The sequence below is a fragment of the Paraburkholderia aromaticivorans genome (assembly GCF_012689525.1).
GTDB lineage: Bacteria > Pseudomonadota > Gammaproteobacteria > Burkholderiales > Burkholderiaceae > Paraburkholderia > Paraburkholderia aromaticivorans_A.
The window spans coordinates 904,654-922,044 of sequence record NZ_CP051515.1 but is presented as its reverse complement, the minus strand read 5'-3'; the positions used below and the strand labels follow the sequence as shown (position 1 = coordinate 922,044).

The following is a 17,391-nucleotide window of genomic DNA, read 5'->3' as shown; positions in this document are numbered from 1 at the left end:
ATGAGGTGCGACTCATCATAGTGGGCGGCAAAGCGGCGGTCTACGAAGGGATTTTTGTAAGGAAAGCGGGAAAAATGATTTGGGCAAAAAAACGCCGGGCCGCGCTTTCGCGCGGCCCGGCGAGCACCGCTCATCCGTGACTCAAAAACTTACTGCTTCGCCACCTGCTGCACGGTAGCAACTGCAGCCACCGGAGCCGATGCCGGCGCAACCGCACCCACCGCCGTATCCGCCGCCTTCACATCACCCCACCCGCCGCCCAACGCGCGAATCAGATTGACCGTCGCCACCGCCTGCGTGCCCGACAGATGGCTCGCCTGCAGTTGCGAAGTCAGCACCTGCCGCTCGCCGTCGATCACATCCAGATAGCTGACCGCACCCTCCGTGTACTGCGTACGCGACAGATGCGCCGCCCGTTGCGAGGCCTGAACCGCATCGTTCTGCTCGCGCATCTGATCGTCGAGCAAACGCAAATCGGACAGGTTGTCTTCCACCTCACGGAATGCCACCAGCACCTGCTGACGATACTGCGCCACGTCCTCGTCATACTTCGAACGGGCTTGTGCGAGGTTCGCCTTGCGGCGGCCGCCGTCGAACAGAGGCAGCGTCAACGCCGTGCCGGCAATCGGTCCGAGAAGGAACGCGCGGCTCGACCACTTGAACAGATCGCCGAGCGTCGCCGATTCGAATCCAGCCGCGCCGGTGATATCGAGTTTCGGGAAGAACGCCGACTTCGCGAGGCCGACACGCGCATTCGCCGCCTGCATCGCGCGCTCCGCCGCCGAAATATCCGGCCGGCGTTCCAGCAACGCCGAAGGCAGGCCCGGCGGCACACGCACCGTCATCGGAGCCAGCGGCGCTTCCGCGAACGAGAAATCCGCCGGCGGCTTGCCGAGCAGAATCGCCAGGCTATGTTCCGATGCCGCGCGTTGACGCGCCACGCCCACGGCGTCCGCACGCGCGCTCGCGAGTTCATTGCGAGCCCGCGATACATCCAGTTCGCCGATATCGCCTTCCTTGAAGCGCCGTTCGACCAGCTTCAGCGTGTCCTCACGCAACGCCACGGTACGACGGTACAGATCCTGATCCGTATCGAGCTCGCGCAACTCGAAGTAGTTCTGCGCGACATCCGCCTGCAAGGACAATTGCACCGAACGGAACAGCGCTTCGCTTTGCTGTTCGTCCGAACGCGATGCGTTCACGTTCGAGCCGACCCGTCCGAACAGATCCGCTTCGTACGACGCGGTGGTTTGCGCGCGCCAGATCGTGCCAGTGGTGCCACCCACGCTATCCGGCTGAAGTTGCGACGCCGCCGAAGCCCGTTCGCGCGTCGGGCCGAAGCCCGCATCGAGCTTCGGGAACCAGTCCGACTTCGCTGCCTGCGTCACCGCACGCGCCTGCTGCACGCGCGCCGCGGCCGCCTTCAGGTCCTGATTCGCGGCGGCCGCCTGCTCTTCGAGCGCGTTGAGTTGCGGGTCGCCGAAAATCGTCCACCACTCGCCGCGATGCGCGTCGTCGGCGGGTTGGGCCTGCTTCCACGTGCCGTTGTCCTGCGCCGATGCACCCGACGCACCCGAAGGCGCGGAAGCAGCCGACGTAGCCGACGCCGCAGGCGCTTCCTTGAACGCAACCGGCGTATCCACCTCCGGCCGCTTATACGTGGGCTCCAACGAGCAGGCGGCGAGCAACGCGACCAGCAAACCGCTGGCAGCCGCGCGGCCCCACCCGCCTAAAGATTCAAAGCGTTTCATTATTGTTTTCTCCTCAGGCGTCCGTCACCGGCGCGCCATAGTGCGGCGCGTCTTTCTGCGCGACGTGAATCGTTCCGCCCGCTAGCGTACGCAGCACCACATAGAACACAGGGGTCAGCATCAGACCGAACAGCGTGACGCCGAGCATGCCGAAGAACACCGCGATACCCATCGCATGACGCATCTCCGAACCGGCTCCGCTCGACAACACCAGCGGCACCACGCCCATGATGAAGGCGATCGACGTCATCAGAATCGGCCGCAGACGCAAGCGGCTCGCCTCGATCGCCGCCGACAGCGGCGTATGCCCGTCATGCTCCAGTTCGCGAGCGAACTCGACGATCAGAATCGCGTTCTTCGCCGACAAGCCCACCAGCACCATCAAACCGATCTGCGTGAAAATGTTGTTGTCGCCACCCGTGAGCCACACACCCGTCAGCGCGGACAACACGCTCATCGGCACGATCAGGATCACCGCGAGCGGCAGCGTCAGACTTTCATACAGTGCGGCGAGCACGAGGAACACGAGCAGCACGCTGATCGGGAACACCCACAAGCCCGCATTGCCCGCCAGAAGCTGCTGATACGTGAGGTCGGTCCATTCGAGCTTCACGCCGTGCGGCAGGACTTCCGCCGCCACGCGTTCGGCCGCGGCTTGCGCCTGACCCGACGAGAAGCCCGGCGCCGGTCCACCGTTGATGTCGGCAGCCGTATAGCCGTTGTAACGCACGACCATTTCCGGACCGAACGTCGGCGTCACCGTCACCAGTGACGACAACGGCACCATGTCGCCCGCGGCATTGCGCGTCTTCAGTTGCAGGATGTCGTCGGCGCGTTGACGGAACGGCGCGTCCGCCTGCACCCGCACCTGATACACGCGGCCGAAGCGGTTGAAGTCGTTCACATACAGCGAGCCCAGATAGATCTGCATCGTGTTGAACACGTCCGTGACCGGTACGCCGAGTTGCTTGGCCTTCACGCGGTCCAGGTCGACGTTCAGTTGCGGCACGTTGATCTGATAGCTGGAGAAGGTCGGGCCGAGTTCAGGCGTCTGCGCGGCCTTCTTCACGAACGCTTCCGCGGCCTTGTTCAACTCCGCGTAACCGAGCGCGCCGTGATCCTCCAACTGCATCTTGAAGCCGCCGAGCGTGCCGAGACCGAGCACCGGTGGGGGCGGGAACACCGCGACGAACGAATCCTTGATCGCGCCGTATTGCTGATTCAGCGCGCCGGCAATCGCACCGGCCGAGAGTTTCTTGTTGCCGCGATCCTTGAAGGGCTTGAGCGTGACGAAAACGATGCCCGCGCTGGAGCTATTCGTGAAGCCGTTCACCGACAGACCCGGGAACGCCACCGCGCTCTCCACGCCCGGCTGCTTCAGCGCGATCGAACTCATGTCGCGAATCACCTTCTCCGTGCGATCCAGCGATGCACCGTTCGGTAATTGCGCGAAGGCAATCAGGTACTCCTTGTCCTGCGCGGGCACGAAGCCGCCCGGCACCACGCGCGAGATCAGCACGGTCGCGCCCAGCAGAATGGCGTACACCGCGAGCATCGCGCCCTTACGACGCAGCACGCCAGTCACGCCGCGCCCATACTCCGTCGAACCGCGATGAAAAACCTTGTTGAAGCGCTTGAAGAAACCACCCAGCAGGCGGTTCATCACTCGCGTCAGGATGTCTTCTTTCGCGCCGTGGCTACGCAACAGCATCGCGGCCAGCGCCGGCGACAATGTCAACGAATTGAACGCCGAGATCACCGTCGAAATCGCGATGGTCATCGCAAACTGCTTGTAGAACTGGCCCGTCAAACCGGTCATGAACGCGAGCGGCACGAACACGGCGACGAGTGTCAGCGCGATAGCGATAATCGGCCCGCTCACTTCCTGCATCGCCTTATACGTCGCGTCGCGCGCACTCAGCCCGTTTTCGATGTTCCGCTCGACGTTCTCCACCACCACGATCGCATCGTCCACCACGATCCCGATGGCGAGCACCATGCCGAACAATGACAACGCGTTGATTGAGAAGCCGAACGCGAGCAGCAACGAGAACGTCCCCACGATCGACACCGGCACGGCGATCAACGGAATGATCGAAGCACGCCAGGTCTGCAGGAACACGATCACGACGATCACCACCAGCGCAATCGCTTCGAGCAGCGTATGCACGACCGCCTCGATACTCGAGCGCACGAACTGAGTCGGGTCATAGACGATCTTGTATTCGACGCCCGCCGGCATGTCTTCCGCGAGTTCCTTCATTGCGGAGCGCACCTGATCGGAAATCGCGAGCGAGTTCGCGCCTGGCGCCTGGTTGATGGCGAGCGCCACCGCCGGCTTGTTGTCGAGCAGCGAACGCAGGCCGTATTCCGAGGCCGCGAGTTCGATCCGCGCAATATCTTTCAGGTAGGTCACGCCACCGTCCGGCGTGGTCTTGACGATGATGTCGCCGAATTCGCCCTCAGTCCTCAAACGGCCACGCGCATTCACCGACAACTGCAATTGCGTGCCCGGCACCGAAGGCGATGCGCCGATCACACCGGCTGCCACCTGAATGTTCTGTTCACGGATCGCGTTGACCACTTCGGTCGCCGTCAAACCGCGTTGCGCCACTTTCTGCGGATCGAGCCAGACGCGCATCGCGTAATCGCCCGAACCCCACAACTGCACTTCGCCGACGCCCTGAATCCGCGCGAGCCGATCCTTGACGTTCAGCAGCGCGTAATTGCGCAGATACGTCATGTCGTAGCGATTGTTCGGCGAGATCAAATGCACCACCATGGTCAGCGTGGGCGAGCTCTTGATCGTCGTGACGCCGAGACGCTGCACGTCTTCCGGCAGACGCGGCAGCGCCTGGTTGACGCGGTTCTGCACGAGCTGCGTCGCAAGGTCCGGATTGGTGCCGAGCTTGAAGGTCACCGTGAGCGTGAGATTGCCGTCGCTATTCGCTTGCGACTGCATGTACAGCATGTTCTCGACGCCGTTGATCTGCTCTTCGAGCGGCGAAGCGACCGCTTCGGCGATCACCTTCGGATTCGCACCCGGATACTGCGCGTGCACCACCACCGAAGGCGGCACGACTTCCGGATACTCCGAGATCGGCAGCTTGAAGAGCGAAATAATGCCCGCCAGCAGGATCAATACCGACAGTACGCCGGCAAAGATCGGTCGATCGATGAAGAATTTGGATATGTTCATGGGAAGCTCTTAACGTTGGAGCATGCGCCGCGCAGTCAGGCCGCGGCACGCGAGGCTCACGAATTCTTGTCCGCTTTGGTGCGCGTCTGCGATTGCGCCTGTGACTGCGATTGCGGCTGTGCGGGCGTCTGCTTTTGTGCGAGCGGTGCGCTGTTCGGATCGTCATCCGTTGTCATCGGCACCATATGCGCGCGCACCGAATCGCCAGGACGCACGCGCTGAATGCCGTTCACGACGATCCGGTCAGTGGCTTTCAGGCCGCCCTTGACCACGCGCAGATTGCCCTGCATGCCGCCCACGTCGATCGAGCGATACACGACGTGATTGCCCTCGTCGACCACCAGTACGAACTTCTTGTCCTGATCGGTGCCCACCGCGGCGTCGTCGATCAAGAGCGCCGGATGCGGCTCGCTGCCGCCGACTTTCACGCGCGCATACAAACCCGGAATCAGCGCACCATCCTGGTTATCGAAGCGCGCACGCACGCGGATCGTGCCCGACGACGTGTCGAGACGGTTATCCACCGACTCGATCACGCCGCTGCGCGAGTACCCGCTTTCGTCCGCGAGACCGAGTTCCACCGGCACCTTGCTGCCGTCTTTCGCGCGGCTCAGGTATTGCAGATACGTTTGTTCGTCCGCGTCGAACGATGCGTAAATCGGCGACACCGACACCAGCGTGGTGAGCGGCGCCGCGCTCGCGCCCGCCGATATCACGTTGCCCACCGTGATCTCCGCGCGCGACACGCGGCCCGCCACCGGCGCGACAATCTTCGTGTAGCCGAGATTGATGCGGGCGGTTTCGACGGCGGCTTGCGCGGCCTTCAGGTTGGCGCTCGCTTCGCGCGCGGCGTTCTGCTTCTCGTCGTAGTCACGCTTGGCGATCGCGTTGTCGGCGATCAGACGTTGTGCGCGCTCCCAATCGCTTTGCGTGTAGCCCGTGCGCGCCTGCGCAGCGGCGAGTTGCGCTTCGGCGCGATCCACTTCAGCAGCGTACGGACGCGGATCGATCACGAACAGCGTGTCGCCTTTCTTCACGAGCGCGCCGTCCTTGAAGTTGACGGACACGATGGTGCCCGGCACCTGCGAACGCACGTCCACTTTTTCTACGGCTTCGAGGCGGCCCGAATAGCTCTGCCAGTCGGTGATCGTTTTTTGCACCACGGTGGCCACATCGACTTCCGGCACGATGGTCGGCGCGGCGGGCGAGCTCGCATCCACGCGAATCGCGCCGAACGTGCCCAGCCCGGCCACGACGAGGACAGCAAGTGCGGCAATCGCCACACGGCGACGGGAAAGAGGAAGGATAGTCATGTGAAGCTCCCGAGATCGTTGATTAAAGTTCTGCTTATTCGTGTTTCAGCGCGTGTTTCAGCGATGGGCGCGCGCATCGAAGCGCCACTGAAAAAATCGCACCGCTTCCTGCAAGGCGGGCGGATGATCGGCCAACGCGGCATGCGAGACACTCGGATAGCGGACCACCTGAGTCAGCACACCGGCGTCGATCAGACTGCTAGCGTATTTCTCCGCTTCCACATGCAGCACGTCGTTTTGCGCCGTCGCGATCAGCGTGGCAGGCAGGCCCGCGAGCCGCGACGATTCGAGCGGCGCGGCATACGGATGCATGCGCTGCGACGCTTGCGGCAGATACGCGCGATAACACGCCGCGCACTCTTTTGCCGTGATGTCCGAGCCGAGGCGCTTTTCGTCGCCCAGGCGCGTGAGACTCGGGTCGAGCATCGGCCCGAACAGCGCTTGCGCGGAAATGCGCACGTCACCGCGATCCCGCGCGATGAAAGCGAGGCAATTGGCCAATTGCCCGCCCGCATCGTGGCCGGCTACGCCGACCTTCTTACTGTTGCCACCGAACGCACGCGCCCGCGTTTGCACCCACAGCGCCGCGCGGTGCGCGTCTTCAGGTGCGGCGGGAAACGGAAACCGCGGCGCCAGCGAGTAACCGACCGACACGACCAGAGCCGGTAAGTGTTCTGCGAAATAACGCGAGGCGAAGTCCGCCTGGTCGATCGAGCCCTTCGTAAAGCCACCACCGTGGAAATAAAGCAGTACTGGCAGTGCGGTTTTCTTGGCCTGCCGGTACAGACGCAACGTGATGTCCTGCGCGTGCCCTTCGATCTGCACGTCAGTGACTTCGAGTGCCGTGCTGTCGGCCTCGTCCGGGCTGCTGCCGGTGGGCACAAAGGAGTACGGCGGTTTAAATGCTTCCATGTCGAGCCGCGCAATGCGCATAGAACTTCAATGGTGCGAATTGTGGGTTCGGCAGACTCGTAAATAAATGCCTATAATCCGGCAACACAATTCGGCGCCCCTGAACAATCGAATGGGATTGTCTGCGGATTCGCGGTGGAGTCCTTTCCTGCTCAGTGCGCCAGCCCCTATTGGAGGTCTGCAATGGATCGGCTTCAGGCCATGCAAGTGTTCACTCGTGTCGTCGACACCAACAGCTTTACCCGTGCAGCGGAAACGCTCGACCTGCCGCGCGCATCGGTTACCACGATTATTCAGAACCTCGAAGCGTTCCTCGGCACGCGTCTGATGCATCGGACCACGCGCCGTTTGTCGCTCACGCCGGACGGCGCGGCGTACTACGAACGCTGCGTGCGCATCCTCGCGGACGTCGAAGAGACCGAGGCCAGTTTTCAAAGCGGCAATAAAAAGCCGCACGGCAAGCTGCGCATCGACATGCCGGGGTCGATCGGCCGCTTGCTGGTGATTCCTTCGCTGTGTGAATTCCACACGCGCTATCCGGACATCGACCTGCAACTCGGCCTGACGGACCGGCCGGTTGACCTGTTGCAGGAAGGCGTGGATTGCGTGGTGCGGGTCGGCGCGCTACAGGATTCCTCGCTGGTGGCGCGTCGGATCGGTTTATTCGAGGGCGTGACCTGCGCGGCCCCCGACTACATCGAGCGTGCGGGCATGCCGACATCGCTCGAAGACCTGGAGAATCACAAAGCAGTCAATTACTTTTCGAGCCGCACGGGTCGCACGCTCGATTGGGCCTTCGTGGTTGATGGCAAAGAAGTCGAAGTGAAAATGAAGAGCATCGTCTCGGTGAACGACGCGGACGCCTACGTGACTTGCGGGTTGGAAGGCTTCGGCCTGATTCAGCCTGCGCTCTTCATGGTGCTGCCGCATCTGCGCTCGGGCCAGTTGGTCGAAGTGCTGCCGGAACTGAAGCCTTTGCCGATGCCAATTTCGGCAGTCTATCCGCACAGCCGGCATCTGTCGCCTAAAGTCCGCGTTTTCGTAGACTGGATCGCGGAGCTGTTCGACCGTTGTCCGTTATTGAGCGGACGTGGCAGTCTGGACGCAACGTGCACGAAGCGCACTTTCGAAGAACGCGAGTCTGCACCGATGCTCGACACGCCGGTGATTACGGAATGGGTCGCGTGATTCTCGCGAATTGAAGTTCGAAGTACAGAATCTGGAACAGTGAATTCCAACCGCGGCGCTAATGCCGCGGTTTTCTTGTGCGGCAACGCCAGCAAGGCGTTTCACGCAGTGTCAGCGCGATTGTTCTGGAATCGCGACAATTCATTTCGCGAAAGTGTAGTTTATCCGCACTGCCTCGAAGTCTACATTTCACCCTGTCGCAGCGCCGCTCGTGCTGCAAACGAATCGACAGGAGTGAATCATGAAACGCAATCTCTTAGCAGGTCTGGCTCTTTCGCTGCTCGTGAGCGCACCGGTGTTTGCACAAAGCAGCAGCGGCGGCATTGGCCGCGCCGGCTCTTACGACACGCAACCCGCGCCGACCACGACCGCGAAGTCGCGTGAAGAAGTGAAGGCCGAACTTGTCGCAGCCTATCGCGACGGTTCGCTGCCCGCGCTGAATCGCACGACGTATCCGAACAAAGGTCTGATCGGTCAAACCCAGGCCCAACGCATCGCGCTGCAGGAAGGCACGAGCGGCGACGTCACGCGCGTGGCCAACGGACAGTAAAACCAGCTTGCCGCAATGATTCGGTTTCCAAAAGAAATAATCATTGCGGCGCTATTCATGCAGTCTTCAAAAAGGAGCTCATCATGACACCTTCGGAACTCGACAATTGGGATACCGACACCCCTGTGTGGACGCCGTATCGCGCGCCGCAACACTAAGTGTCGAAGGTAGCAGCAAGTGCCCGCAGACCAGGTCCGCGGGCACAGTCACATTTGCAGAGACCTAGCGCCTCGGCACGCCGTCACGCCACTCGCTCCAGTGTGTGGAGATATCCTGCACGAGGGGATTGCCCGAGAGGAACAGATTCTGGATGGCGATCGTAAAGCCACCTTGCGCGGCATAGTTCAGCAGGTTGTCCGCACTCGTCTGCCCGTCGTAGGGCCGATCGAAATCGGAGCCCGCCCGCAACACGGCAACGCGATTCAAATCCACCTTGTTTACTGAAGCCGCGCGCTTGAGCGCTTCGTAGGTGGCGTTGTCCTCTTGCTGCGTCGTGCAGTAGACGCCTTTTCCATCGGTCAGGATTTTGGTCCAATCCCGGGCTCGCTGCCCAAGCAGGGTTCCTGACCACCACGTATCGCCGGCCAGCGTATCGCATTGAATGACAGTTGGCGGCCGATTCGCCGGGGCATACGAATACTTCGCCCGTGCGGCCTGAGCCTGCGTGTTATCGGACAGCGTCACGTTGCGAGACAAGGCGAAGGCCGTATTGGCGAGCCGGATGTTCAACTGGAACACTTCGGTGCGGTAGTCGAGCGGCGGCTTGGCCGAAGGACTCGTGGTGTTGATGCCAAGGTAGCCCGTATCCCAGCCGGGCGGAATCTCGCGCCCGTCGATCTCCCATTGAATCCCGAAGTCGACCAGATACTTCGCCCACGCGGCGGACCCCACCGTACCTTGCTGCGGATCGATCCCGGCAATGCCGGCAACCATGAAGTACGTATGCCGCAAATCGAAACGCGGCGAGAACGTCAGTGCCATGATCGACGCAGCGGCGTTGCTATGTCCCATGCCGGTGGTCATCACGCACACGTCCTGCTTGTTGCAATGGACGGTCGGGTAATCGGGCGACAAGCCGTCCACGGCAATCTCGCGCCAGGGTCCGAGGTTATCGAGCCACACTTGCCCTTCCGGCCCGAACATCGAAATGATCATCACCTTGACGGGCTGCCCGTGCGAGCCGCCGTCGCCGTGCGAGAAACCGTCGTTGTCGTCCGCACTGGCCGGCCCGGACGAAAAGGCCGCGCATGCCGCGAGGGTAATGGCGCAGACGGCGCCGAGTGAGCGAGTCAGCATCGTGATCTTCCTTTTTGCTTGTGATGCAGGTTGGGAGAGAGTGCTGCTTTCAGGCCGAAAGAAGTATAGGTGCGAAGAAATTATTTTCCACTACACGATGCGCTCCCGGTCAGCGTTGACGTGCACTGCAGGAAAAGCACGCCAATCGGGTCCGCACGCGTTCTTCGGCGTTTTCTTATAATCGATAGTCCGCAGCGCACCGGCTTTGTGCACTTCATAACAGGAGCACCACGATGGATTATGTGAAACTCGGCCGCACCGGCCTCGATGTATCGCGTCTTTGTCTCGGTTGCATGAGCTACGGCGTGCCGTCTCGCGGCACGCATCCCTGGTCGCTCGACGATGAAGCGGCGCGCCCCTTCATCAAGCAGGCGCTCGACCACGGCATCAATTTCTTCGACACCGCCAACGTCTATTCGGACGGCACGAGCGAGGAGATTGTCGGCCGCGCGCTGAAGGATTTTGCGAAGCGCGACGAGATCGTGCTGGCCACCAAGGTGAATAGCCGCATGCATCCGGGCCCGAACGGCGCCGGCCTGTCGCGCAAGGCGATCATGTCGGAGATCGACCACAGCCTCAGGCGCCTCGGCACGGACTACGTGGACCTGTACCAGATCCATCGCTGGGACTACGGCACGCCGATCGAAGAAACCATGGAAGCGCTGCACGATGTCGTGAAGGCCGGCAAGGCGCGCTACATCGGCGCGTCGTCCATGTATGCGTGGCAGTTCGCCAAGGCGTTGCACGTGGCTGAGAAGAATGGCTGGACGCGCTTCGTGACAATGCAGAACTACGTGAATCTGCTATATCGCGAGGAAGAGCGCGAAATGCTGCCGCTCTGCGAAAGCGAAGGTATCGGCGTGATTCCGTGGAGCCCGCTCGCGCGCGGCCGCCTGACGCGTGACTGGAGCACCGAAAGCGCGCGCTCCGAGACCGACGAATTCGGCCGCACGCTTTACGCGCAGACGGAAGACGCGGATCGGCAGATTGTCGAGCGGGTCGGCCAGATCGCCAAGGAGCGCGGCGTGCCGCGTGCGCAGGTCGCACTCGCGTGGGTGTTGCAGAAGAAGCCGATCACCGCGCCGATCGTCGGCGCGACCAAGCTGCATCATCTCGACGATGCGGTGGCCGCGCTTTCGCTCAACTTAAGCGAGGACGAAATCCGCCAGCTCGAAGAGCTGTATGTGCCGCACGCGGTGACCGGCTTCAAGTAAGCGCCACACGTGCCGCTCAAACGCGCGGCACCTCCGGTTCGAAAAACACCCAGCGGACTTGCGGAAACGTGGCCTGCAAGTCCGCTTCGATCACGTTGATCGCATCGACCATGGCGCGGCCGCTCGCGTAGTCGATCATTTCCGCCTGCACGGCCACCACCACATGACGGCCCCATTGCAGCGTGATCATATTGATGATGCTGCGAATCTCGGTACGCGCGCGCAGATGCGCTTCGATAGCGCGCCGCACTTCGGGGCTCGCCGATTCGCCGACGATCATCGACTTCACTTCACGCGCCACCAGCCACGCGATCACCATCAGCAGCACGCCGACGCCGATGGACCCCAGCGCGTCGTAGACAGGGTTGCCGGTCACCATGGTGAGCAGCACGGCCACGAAGGCCATCGCAAGGCCCGCCAGCGCGGCGATATCCTCGCCGGCTACCACGAGCAGTTCGGATTCGCGTGTCTCCCGAAACCAGCGCCACATGTTTTTGTCGGGATGCGTCTTGCGGATTTCCTTGACGGCGCCCCACAAGGAAAGCGCCTCGAGCACCACGGACACGCCGAGCACCAGCAGCGCCACATACGCATACTGCAACGGCTCGCGCACGAACAAACGATGCACGCCCTCATACACCGAGAACGCACCGCCGACAAAGAACAGCAGAAGCGCGACCAGCAGCGAATAGAAGTTGATCTCGCGGCCGCCGCCCATGGGATGCAACGGGCTCGCCGGCTTGCGCGCTTCACGCAGACCGAATAGCAACAGCAATTGATTGCCGCAATCGGCGGTGGAGTGGATGGCCTCGGCGAACATCGAGCCGGAACCGGTGGACGCGGCAGCCGCGAACTTGCAGATGGCGATGCCGAGGTTGGCGGCGAGCGCATAAAAAATGGCTTTCGGCGATTCTTCTTTCATCGTCGTGGAAGGCGTCCGTGAGTTTGCAAAGAGCTTTCGATGGGCAACAGCCCGTATTATGGGCATGCCGGGCGGCATGCGTCCAACCCGGGTGTTGTTGCACCGTGCTCCGCTTGCGCTCTACCTCGTTCGCCTTCCTTCGCCTCAAGCCGTGTTATGCCCTTTCGAGCGCCGCCATTTCACGCACGATCACCAGCAGCATCGACAGGCTCGCACCGCCGGTGGCCCGCAGATCGGCCAGAAGGCGCGCGTAGCGTTCCAGTTGCGCGGTGCGCTTCTCACGCCATGCCTCGACTAGCGTCTCGGGTGTGGAGGCTTCATCGGCGCCGGCCAATGCGCTCGTCGTCAACGCGCGTTTGAGACGCGCGATGTCGGCCACCGCCGTCGCGCGCGCCAGCATGTCCCAGTGCGTGGGGGCCGGCAGCGCGGCCGCGCGTTCGCTGATCCAGCTGGAATTGAGTAGCGTGCCAAGCGCGAAATAGACGCCCGCCACCAGTTCGAGACTGCGTCCGCAGGTCGACGACACTTCGGCGATATCGAGCAACGCGGCCGAGATCTCGCCGCCCGCGACCCGCACCGCCAGTTCGCTGTCCACGCCGGCGTCCACGAACACGCGTTGCCGCTCGGAGAGCGCTTCGAGATCGGCGCTCGGCAACAGCGCGGGCCATTGCGGCGCAAGGCGTTGCGCCGCGTCGCGACAACGCGCGAGCAGGCCGGCCACGTCGCGGTCGCTGACCGCGCCCGATTGCAATTGCCGCAGGAACCACAGCGCGGAACGCTCGACGAGCCGCGCAACTTCGACGAACATGCGCGCCTGGATGTCGTCGGCGACGCGGTTGTCGAGCGCGTCGATGCTGCGCCAGACGTCGTCGAGATCGAACACGTCGCGCGCCATGATGCAGGCCCGCACGATAACGCCAGGCTGCGCGTCGGTTTCCTCCATCAGCCGGTGCACGAACTCGCAGCCCACACGATTCACTAACGCGTTAGTCAGATGCGTCGCGAGAATTTCGCGGCGCAGCGGGTGGCGTTGCATCGGTTCGCTGAAGCGCTGCCGCAACGGTTTCGGAAAATACTCGACCAGCATGTCGCTGACGAGCGGGTCTTCCGGCATCGGCGATTCGAGCAGCGCGTCGTACAGCCACATCTTGCTGTAGGCGAGCAGCACCGCGCGCTCCGGCGTGGTGAGCCCTTGCTTGGCGGCCTGCCGTTCGGCGACTTCTTCGTCGGTCGGCAGAAACTCGATCACGCGATTCAGACGCCCCGCACGTTCGAGGTAGCGCATCAGGCGCGCTTCCGCGTCGAGTAATTCGACGCCGTAGCGGCCCGCAATCGACAGCGCCTGCGTCTGGTAGTAGTTGTCCTGCAGCACGAGCAAGCCGACTTCGTCGGTCATTTCGGCGAGCAGCGCGTTGCGTTGCTTCTCCGTCATTTCGCCGTCGGAGACGACCAGGCCCAGCAGAATCTTGATGTTGACCTCGTGATCCGAGCAGTCAACGCCCGCGGAGTTGTCGATCGCATCGGTATTGATACGGCCGCCGCGCTGCGCGAATTCGATGCGCCCCAACTGCGTAAGGCCGAGATTGCCGCCCTCGGCCACGACCTTGCAATGCAGATCGGCACCGTTGACGCGAATCGCGTCGTTGGCACGGTCGCCGACTTGCAGATGCGTTTCGCGGCTCGCCTTCACATAGGTGCCGATACCGCCGTTGTACAGCAGATCGACCGGCGCCTGCAGAATCGCACGCATCAATTCAGCAGGCGCGAGCGCCGGCGCACTGATGCCGAGCACCGACTGCACCGCCGGCGACAGCGGAATGGTCTTGGCGCTGCGCGGAAACACGCCGCCGCCCGCAGAAATCAGCGAAGGATCGTAGTCGGCCCAACTGGAGCGGTCGAGAATGAACAGACGCCCGCGCTCGGCAAGACTGACCGCCGGATCGGGATTCGGATCGAGAAAGATATGCCGATGATCGAACGCGGCCACGAGCTTGATATGCGGCGAAAGCAGCATGCCGTTGCCGAACACATCGCCCGACATATCGCCCACGCCGACCACTGTGAAGTCCATGGTCTGCGTATCCACGCCCATTTCGCGGAAGTGCCGCTTGACCGACTCCCACGCACCGCGCGCGGTGATAGCCATTTTCTTGTGGTCGTAACCGACCGAGCCGCCCGACGCAAACGCGTCGTCGAGCCAGAAGCCATATTCCTGCGAGATCGCGTTCGCGTAGTCGGAGAACGTGGCCGTGCCTTTGTCGGCGGCGACCACCAGATAGGGATCGTCGGGATCGTGGCGCACCACGTCGGGCGGCGGCACGATGGCCGTGCTCGCGAGATTGTCGGTCAGATCGAGCAGGCCGCGCAGGAAGGTCTGATAGCAGGCAATGCCTTCGCGCATCCACGCATCGCGTTCGGTTTGCGGCGGCGGATTCTTCACGACGAAGCCGCCTTTCGAGCCGACCGGCACGATCACCACGTTCTTCACCATCTGCGCCTTCATCAGCCCGAGCACTTCCGTGCGGAAGTCCTCGCGCCGGTCCGACCAGCGCAAGCCGCCGCGCGCCACGCGTCCGCCGCGCAAATGCACGCCTTCCACACGCGGCGAGTACACCCAGATTTCGAACATCGGTTTCGGTTCGGGCAAGCCGGGCACTTGCGCGGGATCGAACTTGAAGGACAGATACGGCTTCGGTTTGCCATCGGCGTCGAAGCGAAAGTAGTTCGTCCGCTTGGTGGCTTTGATGACGCCGAGAAATTGCCGCAGTATGCGGTCTTCGTCGAGATTCGGCACCTGGTCGAGCGCGCTGTCGATCGTGTGGAGCCAGCCGTCGACGCGCGCCTCGCGCGTCTCGCCCAATACCGGATCGAAGCGGGCGATGAACAACTCCACCAGCATGCGCGCAATCGCCGGATTGCCCGTCACCGCGCGCTCGATATACGCGTCGCTGAAGGTCGAGCCGACCTGCCGCAAATACTTGGCGTATGCGCGCAGGATCGTCACCTCGCGCGCATTCAATTGCGCGCGCAACACGAGCCGATTGAAATCGTCGCTTTCAATCGCGCCGGTCCACACCTGCTCGAACGCTTCTTCGAAGAGATCCTTCACGCGCTCGATGTCGAACTCGGCGTCGTCCGCGAGTTCGAGGCCGAAGTCGTGAATCCATGCGGGCGTCGCGCCCAGCGCCTCGATCAGATAGGGCCGCTCTTCATCGACACGCACGCCGAGATGTTCGAGCATCGGCAAACTGCGTGACAACGCGATCGGCAAACCCGCGCGATACACCTTGAAGCGGAACGCGCGCGGGCCCGATTCGATCGGGCGGTACAGGTTCATCGCGAGCCGCTCGCTGCCTTGCACGCGTTCGATCAGTTCGATATCACGCACTGCCGTACGGGCGGGATAATCGTCGCGATAGCCGGGGGGAAACGAATCGCCGTAGTGTTGCAGCAGACGGTTGCCCTGCTCTTCGCCGAAGGCGTCGAGCAACGCGTCGGCGAGATCGTCCTGCCAGCGGCGTGTGACCTGCACGAGCCGCGCTTCCAGCTCGCGTGTATCGACATTGGGCATGCCGCCCGGCTTTGCATGCACGACGAAGTGAATGCGCGCCAGCGTCGACTCCGACAGTAGCGGCGTGAACTCGACACTCTCGCCGTTGAATGCGTCGGCCAGCAGATTGGCAATGCGCTGACGCAGATCGGTGTTGTACTTGTCGCGCGGCACGAACACGAGACACGACACGAACCGGTCGAAGCGGTCGCGCCGTATGAACAGCCGGGTGCGCTGATGCTCCTGCAAACGCAGCACGCCTAGCGCGATATCGTAGAGCTGATTCTCTTCGGCCTGAAAGAGCTCGTCGCGCGGATAGGTTTCGAGCACCGTGACCAGCGATTTCGCCAGATGACCTTTCGGCAAGAAACCGGCTCGTCTCACGATATTCGCGCATTTGCGCCGCACGATCGGAATCTCCGCGGCCGACACGAAATACGCCGTGGACGTATAGAGACCGATGAAACGCCGCTCGCCGGTCACCTTGCCGTCCGCGCCGGTCAGCTTGATGCCGACATAGTCCAGATAGCCCGGCCGGTGCACGGTGGCCCGTGAATTGGCCTTGGTCAGAAAGATCGGCGACGAACCGGAAATGATCTCGGCCGCGGCCGGCGGCAAGGGCGTGATCTCGGCGGCGCCGGTGGGCCGCAGCGCATCGCGCAGAATGCCCAGACCCGAACCCGGCACCGCGCGCAGACCATAGCCGATGTCGTGCTGCACCAGTTCGTAATCGCGCTGGCCGAGAAAGGTGAAATGATCGGCCACCATCCATTCGAGAAACGCGCGGGCTTCCAGACCTTCCGGTCCGCCCTCACCGGCTTTCATGCCTTTGATCGTGACGCGCGCGAGTTCGACGATCTTCGGCCAGTCTTCGACGGCCGCCCGCACGTCGCGCAACACCTTGGCGATTTCGTCACGCAGCGCGTCGAGTTTTGCGGCGTCGCCGCAACGGTCCACTTCGAAGTGGATGAACGACGTCAACTGCGAACGCGTATCGGTGGCTTCCTCGGCGCCCTGGATCAGCCGCGCGATACTGCCGTCGGGCGCACGCCAGATGCGAAACACCGGATGCACGACTGAATGCAGCGCGAGGCCCAGCCGGTTGACCGCCATTGAGACGGAATCGACCAGAAACGGCATGTCGTCATTGACGATCTCGATCACCGTGTGATCGGAGTGCCAGCCGTGCTGTTCGAGAATCGGGTTATAGACGCGCAGCCGTTCGGCGCCGGGCACGAAGCGCTGCGCCGTTTGCCAGTGCGCGAGCGCCGCGCCGTAGAGATCGGCAATCGAGCGGCTTTGCAGATCGTCGGCATCGACGAAATCGTAGTAGTGCCGCAGAAAGGTCTCGACGACCTTGAAGGTTGGCTCGGGCAATCGCCCTCGCGCAAATTCGACGACATCGTTCAGCAAGTGCGTGACGGCTTCTTCGTTCTTTGCTTGCATGATCAACTCCCCCGGCTGGGCGGCAATGGCGGGTATGGCTTAATACTCGC

The 17,391-nt window shown here is 62.5% G+C and carries 10 protein-coding genes; 3 read left to right on the top strand and 7 right to left on the bottom strand.

Annotated features, from left to right (window positions below):
- Positions 1-149: 149 nt before the first annotated feature.
- The 4 genes from HF916_RS15960 to HF916_RS15945 are packed head-to-tail and all read right to left on the bottom strand — an operon-like array spanning position 150 to position 7,175.
- Positions 150-1,751: an efflux transporter outer membrane subunit gene (locus HF916_RS15960; protein ID WP_168789871.1), complete on the bottom strand. Its 1,602-nt coding sequence runs from the start codon at positions 1,749-1,751 to the stop codon at positions 150-152.
- A 13-nt stretch (positions 1,752-1,764) separates the two neighbouring features.
- The gene (locus HF916_RS15955) at positions 1,765-4,950 is read right to left on the bottom strand and encodes an efflux RND transporter permease subunit (RefSeq protein WP_168789870.1); all 3,186 of its coding nucleotides are present in this window, start codon (positions 4,948-4,950) and stop codon (positions 1,765-1,767) included.
- A 56-nt stretch (positions 4,951-5,006) separates the two neighbouring features.
- The gene (locus HF916_RS15950) at positions 5,007-6,263 is read right to left on the bottom strand and encodes an efflux RND transporter periplasmic adaptor subunit (protein WP_168789869.1); all 1,257 of its coding nucleotides are present in this window, start codon (positions 6,261-6,263) and stop codon (positions 5,007-5,009) included.
- A gap of 57 nt (positions 6,264-6,320) precedes the next feature.
- Complete coding sequence (locus tag HF916_RS15945) at positions 6,321-7,175, bottom strand: alpha/beta hydrolase (RefSeq protein ID WP_168789868.1); 855 nt, start codon at positions 7,173-7,175, stop codon at positions 6,321-6,323.
- Between the two features lie 183 nt (positions 7,176-7,358).
- Here HF916_RS15945 and HF916_RS15940 point away from each other — a divergent pair, with 183 nt between their 5' ends.
- Together HF916_RS15940 and HF916_RS15935 are read left to right on the top strand one after the other, a co-directional pair.
- On the top strand, positions 7,359-8,363 hold the full coding sequence (locus HF916_RS15940) for a LysR family transcriptional regulator (protein ID WP_168789867.1): 1,005 nt from the start codon (positions 7,359-7,361) through the stop codon (positions 8,361-8,363).
- Between the two features lie 241 nt (positions 8,364-8,604).
- Positions 8,605-8,913: a DUF4148 domain-containing protein gene (locus tag HF916_RS15935; RefSeq protein ID WP_168789866.1), complete on the top strand. Its 309-nt coding sequence runs from the start codon at positions 8,605-8,607 to the stop codon at positions 8,911-8,913.
- 222 nt (positions 8,914-9,135) lie between these two features.
- On the opposite strand, the gene HF916_RS15930 is transcribed toward HF916_RS15935, so the two are convergent.
- On the bottom strand, positions 9,136-10,209 hold the full coding sequence (locus tag HF916_RS15930) for a purine-nucleoside phosphorylase (RefSeq protein ID WP_168789865.1): 1,074 nt from the start codon (positions 10,207-10,209) through the stop codon (positions 9,136-9,138).
- Between the two features lie 233 nt (positions 10,210-10,442).
- On the opposite strand from HF916_RS15930, the gene HF916_RS15925 reads away from it, so the two are divergent.
- On the top strand, positions 10,443-11,423 hold the full coding sequence (locus tag HF916_RS15925) for an aldo/keto reductase (RefSeq protein WP_168789864.1): 981 nt from the start codon (positions 10,443-10,445) through the stop codon (positions 11,421-11,423).
- Positions 11,424-11,439: 16 nt separating this feature from the next.
- On the opposite strand, the gene HF916_RS15920 is transcribed toward HF916_RS15925, so the two are convergent.
- A complete protein-coding gene (locus HF916_RS15920; protein ID WP_168789863.1) occupies positions 11,440-12,345 on the bottom strand; it encodes a cation diffusion facilitator family transporter in 906 nt (301 codons plus the stop codon).
- A 154-nt stretch (positions 12,346-12,499) separates the two neighbouring features.
- Positions 12,500-17,341, bottom strand: coding sequence for an NAD-glutamate dehydrogenase (locus HF916_RS15915; protein ID WP_168789862.1), 4,842 nt, complete (start codon positions 17,339-17,341; stop codon positions 12,500-12,502).
- Between the last annotated feature and the right edge of the window lie 50 nt (positions 17,342-17,391).

Bases quoted from the DNA above. Each gene is read 5' to 3' on its own strand.
- HF916_RS15955 (WP_168789870.1), bottom strand. From the start codon at position 4,950: ATGAACATATCCAAATTCTTCATCGATCGACCGATCTTTGCCGGCGTA.
- HF916_RS15940 (WP_168789867.1), top strand. From the start codon at position 7,359: ATGGATCGGCTTCAGGCCATGCAAGTGTTCACTCGTGTCGTCGACACC.
- HF916_RS15950 (WP_168789869.1), bottom strand. From the start codon at position 6,263: ATGACTATCCTTCCTCTTTCCCGTCGCCGTGTGGCGATTGCCGCACTT.
- HF916_RS15920 (WP_168789863.1), bottom strand. From the start codon at position 12,345: ATGAAAGAAGAATCGCCGAAAGCCATTTTTTATGCGCTCGCCGCCAAC.
- HF916_RS15925 (WP_168789864.1), top strand. From the start codon at position 10,443: ATGGATTATGTGAAACTCGGCCGCACCGGCCTCGATGTATCGCGTCTT.
- HF916_RS15945 (WP_168789868.1), bottom strand. From the start codon at position 7,175: ATGGAAGCATTTAAACCGCCGTACTCCTTTGTGCCCACCGGCAGCAGC.
- HF916_RS15915 (WP_168789862.1), bottom strand. From the start codon at position 17,341: ATGCAAGCAAAGAACGAAGAAGCCGTCACGCACTTGCTGAACGATGTC.
- HF916_RS15935 (WP_168789866.1), top strand. From the start codon at position 8,605: ATGAAACGCAATCTCTTAGCAGGTCTGGCTCTTTCGCTGCTCGTGAGC.
- HF916_RS15930 (WP_168789865.1), bottom strand. From the start codon at position 10,209: ATGCTGACTCGCTCACTCGGCGCCGTCTGCGCCATTACCCTCGCGGCA.
- HF916_RS15960 (WP_168789871.1), bottom strand. From the start codon at position 1,751: ATGAAACGCTTTGAATCTTTAGGCGGGTGGGGCCGCGCGGCTGCCAGC.